18 protein-coding genes and 1 pseudogene are annotated in these 18,943 nt (G+C 67.3%); 11 read left to right on the plus strand and 8 right to left on the minus strand.

The genetic code is table 11. The annotated features are described in order from the left end of the window. Nucleotides 1-9: 9 nt before the first annotated feature. Entirely contained in the window at nt 10-513 is a 504-nt protein-coding gene (gene smpB / locus ACX9OW_RS02850) for an SsrA-binding protein SmpB (protein WP_019661238.1), read from the minus strand. Nucleotides 514-570: 57 nt separating this feature from the next. On the opposite strand from smpB, the gene ACX9OW_RS02855 reads away from it, so the two are divergent. Next, nucleotides 571-996, plus strand: coding sequence for a type II toxin-antitoxin system RatA family toxin (locus ACX9OW_RS02855; RefSeq protein ID WP_053519703.1), 426 nt, complete (start codon nt 571-573; stop codon nt 994-996). A 3-nt stretch (nt 997-999) separates the two neighbouring features. Next, the gene (locus ACX9OW_RS02860; protein WP_053519704.1) at nt 1,000-1,257 is read left to right on the plus strand and encodes an RnfH family protein; all 258 of its coding nucleotides are present in this window, start codon (nt 1,000-1,002) and stop codon (nt 1,255-1,257) included. A gap of 36 nt (nt 1,258-1,293) precedes the next feature. Here the strand turns inward: ACX9OW_RS02860 and ACX9OW_RS02865 are convergent, their stop codons facing one another. After that, nucleotides 1,294-1,686 (minus strand): outer membrane protein assembly factor BamE, encoded by a 393-nt coding sequence (locus ACX9OW_RS02865; protein WP_053519705.1) that lies wholly within the window; start codon nt 1,684-1,686, stop codon nt 1,294-1,296. A gap of 103 nt (nt 1,687-1,789) precedes the next feature. Here ACX9OW_RS02865 and fur point away from each other — a divergent pair, with 103 nt between their 5' ends. Next, on the plus strand, nt 1,790-2,197 hold the full coding sequence (fur, locus tag ACX9OW_RS02870) for a ferric iron uptake transcriptional regulator (protein WP_053519706.1): 408 nt from the start codon (nt 1,790-1,792) through the stop codon (nt 2,195-2,197). 55 nt (nt 2,198-2,252) lie between these two features. On the opposite strand, the gene ACX9OW_RS02875 is transcribed toward fur, so the two are convergent. After that, complete coding sequence (locus tag ACX9OW_RS02875; RefSeq protein ID WP_459061895.1) at nt 2,253-3,506, minus strand: SGNH/GDSL hydrolase family protein; 1,254 nt, start codon at nt 3,504-3,506, stop codon at nt 2,253-2,255. 97 nt (nt 3,507-3,603) lie between these two features. Here ACX9OW_RS02875 and ACX9OW_RS02880 point away from each other — a divergent pair, with 97 nt between their 5' ends. After that, nucleotides 3,604-4,521 carry a LysR family transcriptional regulator gene (locus ACX9OW_RS02880; RefSeq protein ID WP_111185598.1) on the plus strand — a complete coding sequence of 306 codons (918 nt, stop codon included), beginning with the start codon at nt 3,604-3,606 and terminating at the stop codon, nt 4,519-4,521. A gap of 43 nt (nt 4,522-4,564) precedes the next feature. Here ACX9OW_RS02880 and recN read toward each other — a convergent pair whose 3' ends face one another. After that, on the minus strand, nt 4,565-6,226 hold the full coding sequence (recN, locus tag ACX9OW_RS02885; RefSeq protein WP_053519709.1) for a DNA repair protein RecN: 1,662 nt from the start codon (nt 6,224-6,226) through the stop codon (nt 4,565-4,567). Between the two features lie 114 nt (nt 6,227-6,340). On the opposite strand from recN, the gene hrcA reads away from it, so the two are divergent. The 4 genes from hrcA (at nt 6,341) to dnaJ (ending at nt 11,391) form a co-directional block, all read left to right on the plus strand. Beyond that, complete coding sequence (gene hrcA / locus ACX9OW_RS02890) at nt 6,341-7,405, plus strand: heat-inducible transcriptional repressor HrcA (RefSeq protein WP_459061896.1); 1,065 nt, start codon at nt 6,341-6,343, stop codon at nt 7,403-7,405. A 63-nt stretch (nt 7,406-7,468) separates the two neighbouring features. Then, the gene (gene grpE / locus ACX9OW_RS02895; protein ID WP_053519711.1) at nt 7,469-7,984 is read left to right on the plus strand and encodes a nucleotide exchange factor GrpE; all 516 of its coding nucleotides are present in this window, start codon (nt 7,469-7,471) and stop codon (nt 7,982-7,984) included. 206 nt (nt 7,985-8,190) lie between these two features. Further along, nucleotides 8,191-10,113 (plus strand): molecular chaperone DnaK, encoded by a 1,923-nt coding sequence (gene dnaK / locus ACX9OW_RS02900; RefSeq protein ID WP_053519712.1) that lies wholly within the window; start codon nt 8,191-8,193, stop codon nt 10,111-10,113. 153 nt (nt 10,114-10,266) lie between these two features. After that, the gene (dnaJ, locus tag ACX9OW_RS02905; RefSeq protein WP_053519713.1) at nt 10,267-11,391 is read left to right on the plus strand and encodes a molecular chaperone DnaJ; all 1,125 of its coding nucleotides are present in this window, start codon (nt 10,267-10,269) and stop codon (nt 11,389-11,391) included. Nucleotides 11,392-11,452: 61 nt separating this feature from the next. Here dnaJ and ACX9OW_RS02910 read toward each other — a convergent pair whose 3' ends face one another. Then, entirely contained in the window at nt 11,453-12,250 is a 798-nt protein-coding gene (locus ACX9OW_RS02910; protein WP_459061897.1) for an AraC family transcriptional regulator, read from the minus strand. 72 nt (nt 12,251-12,322) lie between these two features. Here ACX9OW_RS02910 and ACX9OW_RS02915 point away from each other — a divergent pair. From ACX9OW_RS02915 to ACX9OW_RS02925, 3 genes and pseudogenes are all read left to right on the plus strand, one after another. Beyond that, nucleotides 12,323-13,522, plus strand: a pseudogene (locus ACX9OW_RS02915) (MFS transporter). Nucleotides 13,523-14,110: 588 nt separating this feature from the next. Further along, entirely contained in the window at nt 14,111-15,019 is a 909-nt protein-coding gene (pdxY, locus tag ACX9OW_RS02920; protein WP_053519791.1) for a pyridoxal kinase, read from the plus strand. After that, complete coding sequence (locus ACX9OW_RS02925; RefSeq protein WP_459061898.1) at nt 15,016-16,140, plus strand: prephenate dehydrogenase; 1,125 nt, start codon at nt 15,016-15,018, stop codon at nt 16,138-16,140. Before pdxY ends, ACX9OW_RS02925 begins: the two co-directional genes overlap by 4 nt. A 165-nt stretch (nt 16,141-16,305) precedes the next feature. On the opposite strand, the gene ACX9OW_RS02930 is transcribed toward ACX9OW_RS02925, so the two are convergent. The 3 genes from ACX9OW_RS02930 to ACX9OW_RS02940 all read right to left on the minus strand — a co-directional run bounded on the left by ACX9OW_RS02930 (nt 16,306) and on the right by ACX9OW_RS02940 (nt 18,932). Then, complete coding sequence (locus ACX9OW_RS02930) at nt 16,306-16,500, minus strand: hypothetical protein (RefSeq protein WP_053519789.1); 195 nt, start codon at nt 16,498-16,500, stop codon at nt 16,306-16,308. A 70-nt stretch (nt 16,501-16,570) separates the two neighbouring features. Further along, nucleotides 16,571-18,343, minus strand: coding sequence for an ABC transporter transmembrane domain-containing protein (locus tag ACX9OW_RS02935; RefSeq protein ID WP_459061899.1), 1,773 nt, complete (start codon nt 18,341-18,343; stop codon nt 16,571-16,573). Beyond that, nucleotides 18,336-18,932: an IMPACT family protein gene (locus ACX9OW_RS02940; RefSeq protein WP_053519787.1), complete on the minus strand. Its 597-nt coding sequence runs from the start codon at nt 18,930-18,932 to the stop codon at nt 18,336-18,338. Before ACX9OW_RS02940 ends, ACX9OW_RS02935 begins: the two co-directional genes overlap by 8 nt. Between the last annotated feature and the right edge of the window lie 11 nt (nt 18,933-18,943).

Consider the following 18,943-nt stretch of genomic DNA (forward strand, 5'->3'; position numbering starts at 1 on the left):
GGGCCTGCCTCAGGCGTCGCGGTTGCCGCGCCGCATCACCCGCTGCTTCTCGATCGCCCAGTCGCGATCCTTGGCCGCATCGCGCTTGTCGTGGTTCTGCTTGCCCTTGGCCAGCGCGATCTCCAGCTTGATCTTGTTCTTGCTCCAGTACATCGCGGTCGGCACGATCGTATAGCCATCACGCTCGACCTTGCCGATCAGCTTGTCGATCTCGTTCCGGTGCAGCAGCAGCTTGCGCTCGCGCCGATCCTCGGCCACCACGTGGGTGGAGGCCTGGATCAACGGAGTGATCTGTGCGCCGATCAGGTAGATCTCGCCACGCTTCACGTAAGCGTAGGCGTCGATGATGTTGCCGCGCCCCGCCCGGATCGACTTGACCTCCCAGCCCTGCAGGGCGAGCCCGGCCTCGAAGCGCTCTTCGATGTGGTACTCGTGGCGGGCACGCTTGTTCAGCGCGATGGTTTTGTTGGCCGTCGCGCTCTTTGCTTTATCCTTGCCGCTGTTCTTGCTCATTTCCGTATTGTCTCCGATTCGGGCCCGCCCGGTCGATTGCCGAAACGTCCCGTATACATGCCTACTATCCGCCGCAGCGCCCTGGTCGAACATTCGGCCGCGCGCATGTTCGACCTGGTCAACGACGTCCAGGCTTATCCGCGCCGCTTCCGCTGGTGCTCCGATGCCCGCATCCTGGAGCAGGGCGAGGACCGGCTGGTGGCGCGTCTGGACCTGGGCCTGGGTTCGTTCAGTACCTGGTTCCAGACCGAGAACACCCTGCAGCGCCCGCACAGCATCGACATGCAGCTGCGCGACGGTCCCTTCAAGCAGCTTCATGGCCGTTGGGAATTCCACGCGCTGGCCGAAGACGCCTGCAAGGTGACGCTGACCCTGGAATTCGAACCCAGCTCACGGCTGCTGGGCCCGGCGCTGGCGATCGGCTTCCAGGGTCTGGCCGATCGCATGGTCAACGATTTCGTCCGGGTTGCCGACGAGGACTGAGCGATGATCGAGGTCGAGGTGGTGCTTGCCTGGCCGCAGCGGGTGCTGTCACGCCGGTTGCAGCTGGAAGAGGGCGCCACGGTTGCCGATGCGATCGCCGCTGCCGCTCTTGAGGGCAGTGCCGGCTGCCCGGCTGCCGCCGTGCATGGTGTGCTGGCCCGCCCGCAGCAGGCACTGCTGGATGGGGACCGGGTCGAACTGCTGCGCCCACTGCAGGCCGATCCCAAGGACAACCGCCGGCGTCGCGCGCTCGGCGGTTGAGGGCCAGGGCCCGTCCGTCGGAACGGGCCGGCGGCCTCAGCGGCCCTTCTTCTTCTTGTCCTTCGGCAGGTTGCGGCCGAACTGGCGGACGGTCTGCTGGGCCAGCGCCTTGTCGTTGGCCGGGAAATAGTCACCCTCCCAGCGCGTCACGGCGTCGTTCTCGAAATACACGGTGAAGTTCTTCACTTCCGTGCGGCCGAGACGGTCGACCCGCTGGCTGGAGGTGTAGTCCCAGCGCTGGGCATGGAACGGGTCCGGCACGGAGGGCGTGCCCAGCAGCGCGTTCACCTGCTGCTTGCTTTGCCCGACCTGCAGCTTGGCCACGGCATCTTCCCGGATCAGGTTGCCCTGATAGATGGGTTGCTTGTAGATGATGCCGCACCCGGTGGTGGACAGGGCGACGGCGGCGACCAACAGGAGATTGCGCATCGGGACTGGCGGTTGGGGAAATCGAACCGATGATACACTCCCGGCGTGCCACCGCGACCCAATCCGAGGCAGCTGGCGCTAAATCGCCAATGAACGGAGACCTATGGAAACCCACGACCTGCGTAAAGTCGGCCTGAAGGTAACCCATCCACGGATGCGGATCCTGGCGCTGCTCGAGCAGCGCACTGCCCAGCACCACATGACCGCCGAAGACATCTACCGCCAGCTGCTGGAGCATGGTGACGAGATCGGCCTGGCCACGGTGTACCGGGTACTGACCCAGTTCGAGGCTGCCGGCCTCGTGCTCAAGCACAATTTCGAAGGCGGCCAGGCCGTCTATGAACTGGACCGCGGCGGCCATCACGATCACATGGTCGATGTGGACAGCGGCAAGATCATCGAGTTCGAAAGTACCGAGATCGAGGAACTGCAGCGCAAGATCGCGGCCGATCACGGCTATGAGCTGGAAGAACACTCGCTGGTGCTGTACGTGCGCAAGAAGCGCAGATAGGCCCCCCCTGCGTGCCGGTTGCGACGAGACCCCGGGCTGGCCCCGGGGTTTTTCGTCAGCGCGGCGGAGTGACCGCCGGGTGCGATGGCGGCATCAGCATCCGCAGATCCACGGCCTCGGCCATGGCCCGGTTGCCGGCATCGCCCGGATGCAGATGGTCGTCTGAATCGTAGGCGGCGGCCATCCGTGAGGGATCGGCGGGGTCGCGCAGCACTGCATCCAGGTCGATCACCGCATCGAATGGGCTGTCCTGCCGCAGCCAGGCATTGAGCTGCTGGCGCAGTGCGTCCTTGTCCGGCTGGTAGTAGTCGTCCAGCGGGGTGCCGGGCAGGGCACCGGCGAACGGCGGCAGGGTTGCGCCGACAATGCGCAGTCCATGGCGATGGGCCTGTCCGGCCAGGCTGCGATAGCCGGCCTGCAGTTCGGCGAGCCCGGGCCGGTCCTGGCCGCGCGCGAACGCTGTGCCCGGCCAGCTGATGTCGTTGATGCCGATCAGCACGATCACACTGGCGACACCGGGCTGGTCGAGGACATCGCGCGGGAAGCGGGCCAGGGCGGATTCCCCCATGCCGTCGCGCAGCAGGCGTCCGCCGGAGATGCCGGCGTTGACCACTGCGATTCCCTGCGGTGCCAGCCGTGCGGCGAGATGGTCGGTCCAGCGCTGGTCCTGGTCGAGGCTGGCCGTTGCGCCATCGGTGATCGAGTCGCCGATCACCACCACGCTGCGCGCGCGGGCTGCGGTTTCGACGTCGATGCCGGACAGCAGCAGGCGGGCCGTGGTACTGCGGGCCCCGTCCAGGTCCGCAGCCAGGCTCTGGTCACCCGGCGCGATCCAACTGGTCTGCCGGCCCTCCCAGTGGAACGTCCGCAGCGGCGTGGGCTGTGGCAGATGGATGCTGACCTGCAGCGACTGCGGGTTGCGCGTGGGCAGTGGCAGCGCGTCGCTGAGCCGGTCCTGGCCAGGCGCGATCAGCACGCCGGGCTGGCCATCGAAGGTCAGCGCCTGCGGCACCTCGCCCGGATGTGCCGCCAGGGTGGCCCGGCCCACCCGCAGTGGCTGTGTCCCGTAGGCGTTGCTCAAGCGGACACGCAGGCGCGAGCCGCCCAGGCTGATGCGGACGGTCTGGCGGAAGGTCTGGTCGGCCAGCTCTGCGGGGATCAGCGTCGGAAACAGGAAGTCTGCCTGCCAAACCGGTTGTGGACTGGCTTGCCAGCTGGCCACCCAGTGCCGGGGAGGGGCGGCCGTGGCGCTGGCTGCTGCGGACAGGGTGAGCAGGGCAGCGGTGGTCAACGTGCTCAGGCGGTTCATCGGAAGGGTCCGTCGGAAGGAGGGGCCATGGTGTCCCTGCCGCTTTCTGTGAACTAGACTGCGCCTGGATAATTATCTGTGAACTGGATTCATCACCATGGCGCGACCCGACATCAATCGCTCCGGCGAGCTGGAAGTGTTCGTGAGGGTGATCGAAACCGGCGGATTCTCCGCGGCGGCCCGCAGCCTGGACATGACGCCCTCGGCGGTCAGCAAGCTGGTGGCGCGGCTGGAGCAGCGGCTGGGCACGCGCCTGCTGCAGCGATCCACCCGCCAGCTGCAGCTGACCCCGGAGGGCTGCGCCTTCTACGAGCGCGGGCTGCGCGTGCTTGCTGACCTGGAAGAGGCCGAGCGCTGTGCGAGCGCGCATGCCGAACCGCGCGGGCGGCTGCGGGTGAATGCCAACGTGCCCTTCGGCCAGCATTTCCTGCTGCCATTGCTGCCCATGTTCCTGCAGCAGCACCCGCAGGTGGGGGTGGACCTGACCCTGACCGATGAAGTGATCGATCTGCTCGAGCAGCGCACCGATGTGGCCGTGCGGGCCGGTCCGCTGAAGAGTTCCAGCCTGGTGGCACGACGGTTGGGGGCGACGCGGATGATGATCGTGGCCTCACCCGGCTATGCGCAGCGACACGGTCTGCCTGGCAACGTCGACGACCTGCAGACGCACAACCGGCTGGACATCGGCCATGCGCGGGCGATGCAGGGGTGGCCGCTGCTGCAGGGCGGCCAGGTGCTGCGCGTGCCCACCAGCGGCAATGCGCGCGCCAGCAACGGCGATGCCCTGCGGCAGCTGGTGCTGGGAGGGCTCGGGCTGGCCCGGCTGGCCGCGTTCCAGGTCAGGGACGACATAGCGGCCGGGCGGCTGCTGCCGGTGCTGGAAGAGGCCAATCCCGGCGATCTGGAAGAGGTGCACGCGGTATTCCTGGGGCAGGGTGGCTATCTGCCGCTGCGGGTGCGTGCGTTCCTGGATTTCCTGGTGGAAACGGTGGATCTGGCGCGGCCGCTGGGGTGAACCTGCGGTGGGACGGACCGGGCGTCGCTCGACGCCGCCGGCGTCAGACCTGCAGCAGCTTGCGGGCGGCCGCGCGCGCTTCCTTGCTCACTTCGACGCCACCGAGCATGCGTGCCAGTTCTTCCTCGCGTGCCTTGAGGTCCAGCTTCTCCACCGCACTCTGGGTCATGCCTTCCACCGGTGCCTTGCTGACCCGGTAGTGGGCATGGCCCTTGGACGCGACCTGCGGCAGGTGGGTCACGCACAGCACCTGGCGCTTCTCGCCAAGGGCGCGCAGTTTCTGGCCGACGATGTCGGCCACCGCGCCACCGATGCCCGAGTCGACTTCGTCGAACACCATGGTCGGCACGGCGTCCAGGTCGAGCGCGGCCACTTCGATTGCCAGCGAGATGCGCGACAGTTCGCCACCCGAGGCCACCTTGCGCAGGGCGCGTGGTGGTTGACCGGCATTGGCCGCGACCAGGAACTCCACGCGTTCGGCGCCCTGCGGGTCGGGCTTGCCGCCGTCCTGGGGTTCCAGCTCGATCAGGAACTGGCCACCGCCCATGCCCAGCTCGGCGATGATGCCGGTGGTGGTGGTCGACAGCGCGGCCGCCGCACTGCGCCGGCTTGCGGTCAGTGCTTCGGCCTGCACCCGCCAAGCGGCCGCGGCCTTGTCGATCTCGCCGGCCAGGCGCTGCAGCCGTTCGTCGGCGCCGCGCAGCTGCTCCACTTCGGCATGCATGCGCTCGCGCTGCGCGCCCAGTTCGTCCATCGGCACGCGATGCTTGCGCGCAAGGTCGTGCAGGCGGCCGAGACGGCGCTCGTTCTCCTCGAACTGCTCGGGGTCGGCATCCAGGTCGTCGTGCACGCGGTCGAGCAGGGACAGGGCTTCGTGCAGCTGGATCGACGCGTTTTCGATCAGGCTGTCCACCTCGCCCAGGCGCGGGTCGTGTTCGATCAGCCGGGCCAGTTCGTGCCGCACCTGCTGCAGCTGATCCAGTGCCGAGCTGCCCTCGTCGCCGTTGAGCTGGTTGCTGGCGGCCTGGCAGGCGGTCAGCAGCGCGCTGGCATGGGCCTGGCGCCGATGGCTGGCGCCCAGCGCGAGGATCGATTCGGGCTCCAGATCCTCACGGTCCAGTTCGCGCAGCTGATGCTCGAGGAAACCGATACGGTCACTGACGTCGCCCTGTTGCGACAGCGCCAGGGATTCATCGACCAGTGCCTGCCAGGCGGCTGCGGCGCGGCGGACCTGACGGCGCTCTTCCTCGTTGCCGGCATAGGCATCGAGCAGGGCCAGCTGGGAAGGACGCGCCAGCAGGGCCTGCTGTTCATGCTGGCCGTGGATTTCCACCAGCAGCGCGGCCAGTTCGCCCAGCTGGGCGAGGGTGACCGGGCGGCCGTTGATCCAGGCCCGCGAACCGCCGTCGGCGCGGATCACGCGGCGCAGCTGGCACTGGTCCTCATCGTCCAGCTCGTTGTCGGCCAGCCACTGGCGTGCGGCCTGCAGATGCTCCAGCGCGAACTCGGCCGACAGCTCGGCACGGGCGGCACCGTGGCGGACCACGCCGCTGTCGGCGCGCAGGCCGGACAGGAAGCCCAGCGCGTCGACCATCAGCGACTTGCCGGCGCCGGTCTCGCCTGAAACCACGGTCATGCCAGGCCCGAATTCAAGTTCGGTAGCGCGGACGACGGCGAAATCCTTGATCGATAGGTGTCTGAGCATGGGTCTGGGGGTATCTGAGCCGCGCAACGCTAGCACGCGCACGCGGGCGGTCCAATGGCTTGCCAAGGTGATCCGGCGCCATTATCTAGTCTCCGTGTCTCACAGGTTGATTCCATGCACGGTTCCGCCGACCAACTCGCCCCGCGCGCGCGCCATCTGCTGCGCACGCTGATCGCGCGCCACATCCAGGATGGTGAGCCCGTGGGCTCGCAGACGCTGGCGCGCGTGGCCGGGCTGGAAGTCAGCCCGGCCACCATCCGCAACATCCTCGGCGACCTGGAGGACCTGGGCCTGCTGGCGTCGCCGCATACCTCCGCCGGGCGGATCCCGACCGCGCATGGCTACCGGGTGTTTGTCGACAGCCTGCTGCAGATGCAGCCGCCGGGCGAGGGCGAGCTGGCCCGCTTGCGCCAGGAACTGGCCGGTGGCGGCAGCACCCAGGCCCTGCTCGGCAGTGCCTCCGAGCTGCTGTCGGCGATGAGCCACTTCGTCGGCGTGGTCAGCGCGCCGCGGCGCGAGCAGTTCGCCTTCCGCCAGATCGATTTCGTGGCGCTGGACGGCCGCCGGGTGCTGGCGATCCTGGTGTTCGCCGACAACGAGGTCCAGAACCGGGTGATCGAAACCCGCCAGGACTTCGCCCCGGGCCAGCTGGAGCAGGTCGCCAATTACCTCAACGCCCATTTCGCCGGGCTGCCGCTGGCGGAGATCCGGACGCGCCTGCTGCTGGAACTGCGCGATGCCCGTTCCGAGCTGGAGCAGCTGCTGGCGCACAGCATCGAACTGGCCGAGCAGGCCCTGCAGCCCGCGGCCGACGACATGCTGGTGGCGGGCCAGACCCGCCTGATGGGGGTCCAGGACCTGTCCGACCTGGAGCGCCTGCGTGAACTGTTCGAGCTCTTTTCCAGCAAGCGCGAGATCCTGCAGCTGCTGGAGCGGACCATCCAGGCCCCGGGCGTGCGCATCTTCATCGGCGAAGAGACCGGGATGATGCCGCTGCAGGGCGTTTCGCTGGTGACCGCCCCGTATGCGGCCAATGGGCAGGTGCTGGGCGTGCTGGGGGTGATCGGGCCGAAGCGGATGGCCTACGACCGCATGATCCCGCTGGTACAGGCCACCGCCGACGTGCTGGGCGCGGCCTTTTCACCGACCGGGCGCGGATCCGGTGCCGCGGACGCTTGAAACGCAGCATCCCGCCCACACTAGGGTGGGTGGAGGCGGGGAGTGACCGCCAGGGACCCAGACATGAACCACGAACATCCAGATTTCGAATCCCAGCAGAGCGCCGCCGACGCGGCCGCCGCAGCAGGCGTCAATGACGAAGTGGAGCGCCTGCGCGCGGAAGTCGAGCAGGTCAGGGCCGATGCGCTGCGTGAGCGCGCCGACCTGGAGAACCAGCGCAAGCGCGTGGCCCGCGACATCGAGCAGGCCCGCAAGTTCGCCAACGAGAAGCTGCTGGGCGAACTGCTGCCCGTGTTCGACAGCCTGGATGCCGGCCTGAAGGCCGCCGGCGACGACCCGCACCCGCTGCGCGAGGGCCTGGAGCTGACCTACAAGCAGCTGCTGAAGGTCGCCGCCGACAACGGCCTGGTCCTGATTGACCCGACCGGCCAGCCGTTCAACCCGGAGCACCACCAGGCGATCAGCCAGGTGCCGGCCCCGGACGCCGCCCCGGGCAGCGTGGTGACCGTGTTCCAGAAGGGCTATCTGCTCAACGAGCGCCTGCTGCGGCCGGCGCTGGTGGTGGTGGCCGCCGACTGAGCGGTCGATCCGGGAGCGGCCGCCGGGCATGGCCCGGTGCTACCCCCGGATCGTCATCGCCGGGCCATGCCCGGCGAACCTTGAACGGCTGAACACAGCGTTCGGGAGATGGCTTGAATGTTCCACGAGCCTCCCCCACATCCCATTCATCCACCGGCCGAGCGGCCGGACTGACATCCACACAGCATTTCTCAGGAGTCTCCCCCATGGGCAAGATCATTGGTATCGACCTCGGCACCACCAACTCGTGCGTGGCGATCATGGACGGCGGCAAGGCCCGCGTCATCGAGAATTCGGAAGGCGATCGCACCACCCCGTCGATCGTCGCCTACACCAAGGACGGCGAAGTCCTGGTCGGTGCCTCGGCCAAGCGCCAGGCGGTGACCAACCCGAAGAACACCTTCTACGCGGTGAAGCGCCTGATCGGCCGCAAGTTCACCGACGCCGAGGTGCAGAAGGACATCGCCCACGTCCCGTACAGCATCCTCGCCCATGACAATGGTGATGCGTGGGTGGCCACCAGCGACGCCAAGAAGATGGCGCCGCAGGAAATCTCGGCCAAGGTACTGGAGAAGATGAAGAAGACCGCCGAGGACTTCCTCGGTGAGAAGGTCACCGAAGCGGTCATCACCGTGCCGGCCTACTTCAACGACAGCCAGCGCCAGGCCACCAAGGATGCTGGCCGCATCGCGGGCCTGGACGTCAAGCGCATCATCAACGAGCCGACCGCGGCCGCGCTGGCCTATGGCCTGGACAAGGGCGACAACAAGGATCGCAAGATCGTTGTGTACGACCTGGGCGGCGGTACCTTCGACGTCTCGGTGATCGAGATCGCCAACGTCGACGGCGAGAAGCAGTTCGAAGTGCTGGCCACCAACGGCGACACCTTCCTGGGCGGCGAAGACTTCGACAACCGCGTCATCGAGTACCTGGTGGAAGAGTTCAACAAGGACCAGGGCATCGACCTGCGCAAGGATCCGCTGGCCCTGCAGCGCCTGAAGGACGCTGCCGAGCGTGCCAAGATCGAGCTGTCCAGCGCCCAGCAGACCGAAGTGAACCTGCCGTACGTCACCGCTGACGCGTCGGGTCCGAAGCACCTGAACATCAAGCTGACCCGCGCCAAGCTGGAAGCGCTGGTGGAAGACCTGATCAAGAAGTCGATCGAGCCGTGCCGCGTCGCCCTGAACGATGCCGGCCTGCGTTCGAGCGACATCAGCGAAGTGATCCTGGTCGGCGGCCAGACCCGCATGCCGAAGGTGCAGCAGGCGGTGACCGAGTTCTTCGGCAAGGAGCCGCGCAAGGACGTCAACCCGGACGAAGCCGTGGCACTGGGTGCGGCGATCCAGGGTGGCGTGCTGGGCGGCGACGTCAAGGACGTGCTGCTGCTGGACGTGACCCCGCTGTCGCTGGGCATCGAAACCATGGGCGGCGTGTTCACCAAGATCATCGAGAAGAACACCACCATCCCGACCAAGGCCTCGCAGGTGTTCTCCACCGCCGAGGACAACCAGTCGGCTGTGACCGTGCACGTGCTGCAGGGTGAGCGCGAACAGGCCCGCTTCAACAAGTCGCTGGCCAAGTTCGACCTGTCCGGCATCGAGCCGGCGCCGCGTGGCCTGCCGCAGGTGGAAGTGTCCTTCGACATCGACGCCAACGGCATCCTGCATGTGTCGGCCAAGGACAAGAAGACCAACAAGGAACAGAAGGTCGAGATCAAGGCCGGCTCGGGCCTGTCCGAGGAAGAGATCGCGCGCATGGTCGCCGACGCGGAAGCCAACCGCGAAGAAGACAAGAAGTTCCAGGAGCTGGTGCAGGCCCGCAACCAGGCCGATGCCCTGATCCACGGCACCCGCAGCGCCATCACCGAGCACGGCAGCAAGGTCGGCGGCGATGTCATCGGCAAGGTTGAAGCGGCTCTGGCCGATCTTGAAACCGCGATGAAGGGCGACGACAAGGCACAGATCGAAGCCAAGTCGAAGGTGCTGGAGGAAGCCGGCCAGTCGCTGTTCGCCGCAGCGTCGGCAGAGCAGGGCGGTGCCCCGGGCGCCGATGCCGGCAATGCGGGCAAGGGCAACGACGACGTGGTGGACGCCGAGTTCACCGAAGTCAAGGACGACAAGAAGTCCTGATCCGGACCGACGCGGGACGCTGCCTGGCAGCGTCCCGTTGTCGCATCAGGGTCCTGACCGCCTCCGGCGCGTCGGGGCGCCCGACGCAAGAGCGGACCTGGTTCCGCTCTTCCGCTTTGACGAATCCCGACATTCCGGAAGCCGATTCACGATATGAGCAAGCGCGATTACTACGAAGTGCTGGGCGTGGCCCGCACCGCCAACGAAGAAGAGCTGAAGAAGGCTTACCGCCGCTGCGCGATGAAGTTCCATCCGGACCGAAATCCGGGTGATGCGGCTGCCGAAGCCTCCTTCAAGGAGTGCAAGGAAGCCTACGAGGTCCTGTCCGACGGCAACAAGCGCCGGATGTATGACAGCCACGGCCATGCCGCGTTCGAGCACGGCATGGGCGGGGGCGGTCCGGGTGGTCCGGACATGAACGATATCTTCGGCGACATCTTCGGCAACATCTTCGGTGGTGCCGGCGGCGGTCCGCGCCAGGCACGCCGCGGTGCCGACATCGGTTACGTGATGGAGCTGGACCTGGAAGAAGCGGTGCGTGGCGTCGAGCGCCGCATCGAGATCCCGACCCTGGCCGAATGCGGCGATTGCGATGGCAGCGGCTCGGAAGATGGCAAGGTGGAGACCTGCAACGTCTGCCACGGCCGCGGCCAGGTGCGCATCCAGCGCGGTATCTTCGCCATGCAGCAGGCCTGCCACAACTGCGGCGGCCGCGGCCAGATCATCGCCAAGCCCTGCAAGACCTGCCACGGCAATGGCCGTGTCGAGGAAGACAAGGTGCTGTCGGTGAAGGTGCCGGCGGGCGTCGACACCGGCGATCGCATCCGCCTGGCTGGCGAGGGCGAAGCGGGGCCGGCCGGCACGCCGCCGGGCGACCTGTACGTGGAAGTGCGCGTGCGCGAGCACCCCATCTTCCAGCGCGATGGCGACGATCTGCATTGTGAAGTGCCGATCCGCATCTCGCAGGCGGCGCTCGGCGATACCGTGCGCGTGGCGACGCTGGGTGGCGAAGCGGAGATCCGCATTCCGGCAGAGACCCAGACCGGGAAACTGTTCCGCCTGCGCGGCAAGGGCGTGCGTTCGGTGCGCAGCCGCAGCGAGGGCGATCTGTATTGCCGCGTGGTGGTCGAGACGCCGGTCAACCTGACCAACGACCAGCGCAGGCTGCTGGAGCAGTTCGAGGCCACCTTCGTCGGTGAGGAAGCGCGCAAGCACTCGCCGAAGTCCGCCACCTTCATGGACGGCGTGAAGGGCTTCTGGGACCGGATGACGTCCTGAATTTTCAACGCAAGCGTTGAACGGTAGCGCCGGGCCATGCCCGGCGTTTCTGTGCCTCGGGTCAGCGGAAGAACGCCGCCGGGGTCTGCCCCAGCTGGCGCTTGAACATGCTGGTGAACGCGCTGGGGCTGTCGTAGCCCATCGCCAGTGCGACATCGATGACCTTCTCGCCGGTCGCCAGCCGTTCCATTGCCGCCAGCAGCCGCGCCTGCTGCCGCCACTGGCCGAAGGTCATGCCCAGTTCGTTGGCGAAGTGGCGCTGGATGGTTTTCACATCCACTTCCAGTGCCTGCGCCCAGTCCTGCAGCGTGGCGTCATCGCCGGGGTGCTTCTGCAGGTGCTGGCAGATCCGCTGCAGGCGCGGATCGGTAGGCGCGGGCAGGTGCAGCGGCAATACGTCCATGCGATGCAGCTCGTCCAGCAGAAGGCGCACCACGCGGCCATCGCGGCTGTCTTCGATGTGCTCGCCCTTGATCAGGGTGGCTGCCTGCAGCAGTTCGCGCAGCAGCGGTGCCACCTGTACCGCGAACGGTTCGGCCGGCAGTTGCGGGGCGAATGACGGGTCGATGTACAGGCTGCGCATGTGCACGGCGGCAATGCAGTCCACCGCATGCACCATGCCGGCCGGCATCCAGATCGCACGGGTGGAGGGCACGACCCAGCGACCGACTTCCGAGCGCACCACCATCAGCCCGGAGATGGCATAGACCAGCTGGTGGCGCTGGTGCTTGTGGCCTGCGATATGGGTGCCGGCCGGGTACTGGGTAACCCGGTAGGTGACCGGGCGATGCAGCGGCACATCGCGCCACGGCGCAGCCGGATCGACGTCACCGCCAATGTCCTTTTTGCGATAGGCCATGACCCGAACGCGGCAGAAGGGAGGGGAAGGCAACCGTAGCATGCGGAACCGCCCTCAAATCTGACTGCGTCCATGTCGACTCTGGCTTCCCCTGCAACGACCTCCCGCCCGGTGGCGCCCGGCGTACTGGCCGCCATCTCCACCTCGCATGTCGTCAACGACATGATGCAGTCGTTGATCCTGGCGATCTATCCAGTCATCAAGGGCGGCTTCAATCTCAGCTTCACCCAGATCGGACTGATCACGCTGACCTACCAGCTCACCGCGTCGATCTTCCAACCGCTGGTGGGGATGCAGACCGACCGCCATCCAGCGCCGTACTCGTTGCCGATCGGCATGGCCTCGACGCTGTGCGGGATGCTGCTGCTCGGCTTCGCGCCGAACTATGCGATGGTCCTGATGGCCGCCGCGCTGGTCGGCATCGGATCGGCGATCTTCCACCCGGAAGCGTCGCGCATCGCACGGCTGGCGTCTGGCGGGCGCCATGGCTTCGCACAGTCGGTGTTCCAGGTCGGCGGCAACTTCGGTACCGCGCTGGGGCCGCTGATTGCCGCCGCCGTGATCGTGCCGTACGGCCAGCATGCGGCCTCATGGTTTGCCGGTGCTGCGCTGGTCGGCATCGCCCTGCTGACCTAAGTGAGCCGCTGGTATGCGCTGCACCTGGGCGCACCCCGCCCGGCCGGCGTGGCGGCGGTGGCGTCGCGGCATCCTCCGCGCACCGTGGCCAAGGTGCTGGCGATCCTGCTGGTGCTGATCTTCAGCAAGTACTTCTACATGGCCAGCATCGGCAGCTACTTCACCTTCTACCTGATCCACCATTTCGGCATTCCGGTGGCGCAGGCGCAGCTGCACCTGTTCGCGTTCCTGGTGGCTTCGGCGGCGGGTGGCTTCCTGGGCGGTCCCCTGGGCGATCGCATCGGCCGCAAGCCGATCATCTGGACCTCGATCCTGGGTGTGGCGCCGTTCGCACTGGCGTTGCCGCATGCGGATCTGCTGTGGACCACGGTGCTGGCGGTGCTGATCGGTTTCGTGTTGTCGTCTGCCTTCTCTGCCATCGTGGTCTATGCGCAGGAGATGATGCCGCACCGGATCGGCATGGTGTCGGGCCTGTTCTTCGGTTTTGCGTTCGGCATGGGCGGCCTGGGCGCGGCGGTGCTGGGCCTGCTGGCGGACAGGACCAGCATCGAATACGTCTATCACCTGACGGCGTTCCTGCCGCTGCTCGGCATCGTGGCGGCATGGCTGCCGCCGTCGCGGCCTGCTGCTCACTGAGGGAGGGTGGGTTTGCAGGGCTTGCAGCCCTGCACCTGCAGAGGCAACGGCAACAACCGAAGCGCGCTATCCGTGGATTGGCGGGGTGGGTCCGGTTGGCGGGGGACGCTGCAAGTACGTCCATGTAAGCTCGGTCGCCGCATCCATGCGGCTCACGCCCCCGCAACCGGACCCACCCCGCCTTCGGTGGTTTTCCGCGATCTGTCGGAACAGCACTCTGCTCTGGTAGGTGTCGACCTTGGTCGACACGGTAGATCCACGCCATGCGTGGATGAATTCATTCGATATCTGACAGATGTGTCGACCAAGGTCGACACCTACCAACAGCCGCGCGGAACAACAGCCGCAGTTACCAACAGCCGCGTGAACCTGTCGAAGGTGGGGCGGTGTGGGTGGTCAGGACCGTTGGCGCCATGGATGGCGCCATCGAGCCCCCATGGATGGGTTTACGGCGTGTCCTGACCACCCACACCGCCCCGCCACCCCACGGAATGCCGCTTTGGCTTTGGCTTCGGCCGTTGCCGTTGCATTGAGCAGGTGCAGGGCTGCAAGCCCTGCCGAAAACCCCCTTGGGCGTAGAATGCGGATATGAGCGAATCCCTTGATACCCATCTGGTCCACGGTCGCCGCCAGCGGCCGGATGGGCCGTCGCCGGTCGATGTCATTTCGGTCCAGTCGCAGCTTGTCTACGGCCATGCCGGCAACAGTGCCGCCATGCCGCCGATGCGCGCGCTCGGTGTGCGCGTGGCCGACATCCCGACCACGCTGCTGAGCAACGCGCCGTTCTACGAGACCACCCGCGGCCGCGTACTGCCCAGTGACTGGTTCGCCGATCTGCTGCTGGGCACCCACGAGCGTGGCTTGCCGCAGCGGGCCAGGATGCTGGTTTCCGGCTACTTCGGCAGCACCGCCAATGGTGCGGCGTTCGCCGACTGGCTCGATCAGGTCCTGCCCGCGTGCCCGCAGCTGCGCTACTGCCTGGATCCGGTGATCGGCGATACCCATACCGGCCCCTATGTGGAGCCGGGTCTGGAGGCGATCTTCGCCGAACGGCTGCTGCCGCATGCCTGGCTGGTCACCCCGAATGCATTCGAGCTGGCCCGTCTGACCGGCATGCCGGCACTGGCCGAGGCCGACGCCATCGCCGCCGCGCGTACGCTGCTGGCGCGTGGTCCGCACTGGGTGATCGCGCACAGCGTGGGTGGCACGCCGGGCGAGCTGGTGACGCTGGCGGTGGGACGCGACGAGACCTGGCGCTGGACCTCGCCGCTGCTGCCGGTGGACGTGGCCGGGACCGGCGACGTACTGATGTCGCTGGTGGTGTCGTTCCTGCTGCGGGGAGAGTCGATGCAGCAGGCGATCTCGCGTGCCATCGCGGGTACCCATGCCGCCCTGGAGGCCACGCTGGCCAATGGTTTCGAGGAGTTCGACGTGATTGCCGCGGCGCCCGCCGCACTGGCCGAAGGCACGCGCTTCCGCGCTGAACGCGTGGCATGACGGCAGTGCAGCACTTTGCGCCGCGCACGATCGGCATCGTCGGCAGTGCCGGCGCCTACGGGCGCTGGCTGGGCCGCTTCTTCGAGCAGCAGATGCGACTGCAGGTGATCGGCCACGATCCGGCCGATGCTGCTTCGCATACACCGGAGCAGTTGCTGGCCGAGGCCGATGTACTGGTGTTCTCCGCACCGATCCGGCATACGCCGGAACTGATCGCCGAATACGTGCGCCGCTCGGCGGGTCGTGAACGCGGGCGCCTGTGGCTCGATGTCACCTCGGTCAAGGACGCGCCGGTACAGGCGATGCTTGCCTCACAGGCCGAAGTGGTCGGCCTGCACCCGATGACCGCGCCGCCGAAAGCCCCCACGTTGAAGGGCAGGGTGATGGTGGTCTGCGAAGCGCGACTGCAGCACTGTCGGCCTTGGCTGGATGCGCTGTGCGTGGCGCTGCAGGCCGAGTGTGTGCGCGCCACGCCACAGCACCATGACCAGATGATGGCGCTGGTGCAGGCGATGGTGCATGCCACGCATCTGGCCCAGGCCGGCGTGCTGCGGGAATATCAGCCGCAACTGGGGACACTGGAAGCGATGCTTCCCTATCGCTCGGCGTCGTTCGAACTGGATACCGCGATCATCTCGCGCATCCTCTCGCTGAATCCGGCGATCTATGAGGACATCCAGTTCGGCAATCCGCATGTCGCGCCGATGCTGGAACGCCTGGTCGGCCAGCTGCGCATGCTGCAGGCCCAGGTGGACCAAGGCGACGACATGGCGCGCGGTGCGTTCCGCGAGCAGATGCTGGCGGCGAACCAGGCCGCCTTCGGCGCGCCTGCACTGGCCTCGGGAAACTATACCTTCGAGCGGGTGGGCTACCTGCTGGCCGATCTGACCGAGCGCAACGCCGTGTCGGTCCACCTGCCGGAAGATCGCCCGGGCTCACTGCGTGAACTGCTGAGCATCTTCGAGCAGCACGGCATCAGCCTGGCTTCCATCCATTCCTCGCGCACGCCGGGCGGGGAAGTGCATTTCCGCATCGGCTTCGTCGCCGGCAGTGATCCCCGTGCCCTGGCCGACGCAGCGGCCGCCGTGGATGCCAGCGGAATCGGACGGGTACTGGCGTAGTGCATTCATCCACAGGGGATGTGGATGAATTCTGCGCAAACATGTGGATAACACTGCTCATGCCTTGCCAGCACAGGCTGTCAAGATCTGTGGCGAAAAACTGACCAGGGTGCTGCCGGTGGGGCCGGGCTACGCCCGGCGGCCCTGCGATTGACCCGCGCGACGCTAGATGGTCAGCCGCAGTTCGCCGCCACTGGTGCTGAACTCGCGGCCATTGCGCACCAGATGACGCCCGTCGTCGAGCTCGTAGCGCGGGGTGGCTTCGGAATGATGCCCGCTGCCATTGGCCTCGGGCTTGAACTCGATGATGATATGGCTCTCGCCATTGCTGTCGACTGCGGGAAACTGACGGAACGACATCGTCCACCTCCTTCAGCGGATGCTGCTTCTGCGCGGCCAGCTTGGCGACAGAGGTGTTAGCCGACCGTCATCAATCGATGAACTGCAGTCGCGCCAGCTCCGCGTACAGACCCCCTTCAGCCAACAACTGTGCGTGCGTGCCTTCGGCGACGATGCGCCCCTGGTCCATGACCACGATGCGGTCGGCCTTGAGCACCGTTGCCAGACGGTGTGCGATGACCAGCGTGGTGCGGCCCGCCATCAGGCGCTCCAGCGCCTGCTGTACACCGTACTCGCTCTGCGCGTCGAGCGCGCTGGTGGCTTCGTCCAGCAGCAGGATCGGCGCATCCTTCAGCAGCGCGCGGGCGATCGCCACGCGCTGCTGCTGCCCGCCGGACAGGCGCGCGCCGCGCTCGCCCAGCTCACTGTCATAGCCCTGCGGCAACGCACGCAGGAAGCCATCGGCCTCAGCGGCACGAGCCGCTTCCTCGACTTCGGCATCGCTGGCCTGCAGGCGGCCGTAGCGGATGTTGTCGCGGGCGCTGGCGGCGAACAGCGTCGGTTGCTGCGGCACCAGGGCCAGCTGGGCGCGCAGGTCGGCGGGATCGACCTCGCGCACATCGATGCCGTCCACGCAGATGCGGCCGGTGGCCGGGTCATGGAAGCGCAGCAGCATCGACAGCACCGTGCTCTTGCCGGCGCCCGATGGGCCGACCAGGGCCACGGTCTCGCCGGGGCGCACATGCAGGCTGAAGTGGTCGAGCGCGGCCTGGTCCGGTCGCTGCGGGTAGTGGAACACCACGTCGTCGAACTGGATCTCGCCTTGCAGCGGCTGCGGCAGCGCGCGTGGATGCGCGGGCGCGCGGATCTCGACATCCTCCTGCAGCAGTTCGCCGATCCGGCCCATGCCGCCGGCAGCGCGCTGGAGCTCGTTCCAGACTTCGGCCAGAGCGCCCACCGAACCACCGCCGATCAGCGCATACAGCACGAACTGGCCCAGGGTGCCGGCACTGAGGCGGCCCTCGATGACATCGTGGGCGCCCAGCCACAGCACGCCGACAATGGCACCGAAGATCAGCAGGATGGCACTGGCGGTGACCAGCGACTGTGCGCCGATGCGCCGGCGTGCGGCCCGGATCGCATCGCCCAGCGCCAGGTCGAAGCGGCCGCGCTCGTAAGGCTCGCGCGCATGTGCCTGCACCGTGCGGACGGCACCGAGGGTCTCGCTGGCCAGGCTGTTGGCGTCGGCAATGCGGTCCTGGCTGCTGCGCGCGACCGTGCGCAGCTTGCGTGCGCCGATGATGATGGGCAGTACCGCCAGCGGGATGCCGAGCAGCGACCACGCCGCCAGGCGCGGACTGGTCACGAACAGCATGGCCAGGCTGCCGACCACCGTCACGCTGCTGCGCAATGCGACTGACATGGTCGAGCCCACCACGCTGCGCAGCAGCTCGCTGTCGGCGGTCAGGCGCGAGACCAGTTCGCCGCTGCGGCTGCGGTCATGGAAACCGGCACCCAACTGGATCAGGTGCCCGTACAGACGGCTGCGCAGGTCGGCCACTACCTTCTCGCCGAGCAGCGACACGAAGTAGAAGCGTGCGGAGGTGGCGATCGCCAGCACTACCGCCACCAGCATCAGCAGGGCAAAAGCCCGGTTGATCTGGCCGCCGCTGCTGAAGCCGTGGTCGATCATCTGCTTGACGGCCGGAGGCAGGCTGAGGGTGGCGGCCGAGGAGACGGCCAGCGCCAGCAGCCAGGCGGCGAACAGGCCACTGTGCCGGCGCACGAATGGCCACAGCGTTCGCAGGCTGCCGAGGCGGCGCAATGGCGGGGTCGCGGCGGCCGCGTCGTCCTTGTCAGTCATCCTGGTCGTCATCTCGGATACGGATACGGTCACGGGTGGCGTCTCGCAGGCGGATTTTCAATGCGTCGGCCTGGTCGGCGGGTAATTCGATCCGAAGGCGCACGCCTTCAGCGTCGAACTGTTCATCCTGCTTCTCGGCGGAGAACGCGGGCAGGGCCGCATGCAGGGTACCCAGGTCCTCGAAGCCGGCCAGCAGCTGCAGCCGTGCCATCGCCACCAGCGGCAGCCGCGGTGCCGTGCGCAGACACTCGGCGGCGGTACCGCCGTAGGCGCGGACCAGACCGCCGGCGCCGAGCTTGATACCCCCGTACCAGCGGATCACCACCACCATGACCCGGTCGAAGCCCTGGCCATCGATGGCGGCCAGGATCGGCCGGCCGGCAGTCCCCGCCGGCTCGCCATCATCGCTGGAGCGATACTCCTGTCCATGCCGGTAGGCCCAGCAGTTGTGCGTGGCGTCGGCCACCATCACCCGCTGCAGGAACGACATCGCCGCCGCCGCGCCATCGATGGGCGCGGCATGGGCGATGAAGCGGCTGTGCTTGACTTCCAGCGTGTGGCTGACGGGCTGGGCGAGGGTATCGGGCATTCCCTTCATTC

Source organism: Stenotrophomonas genospecies 5 (assembly GCF_054473825.1).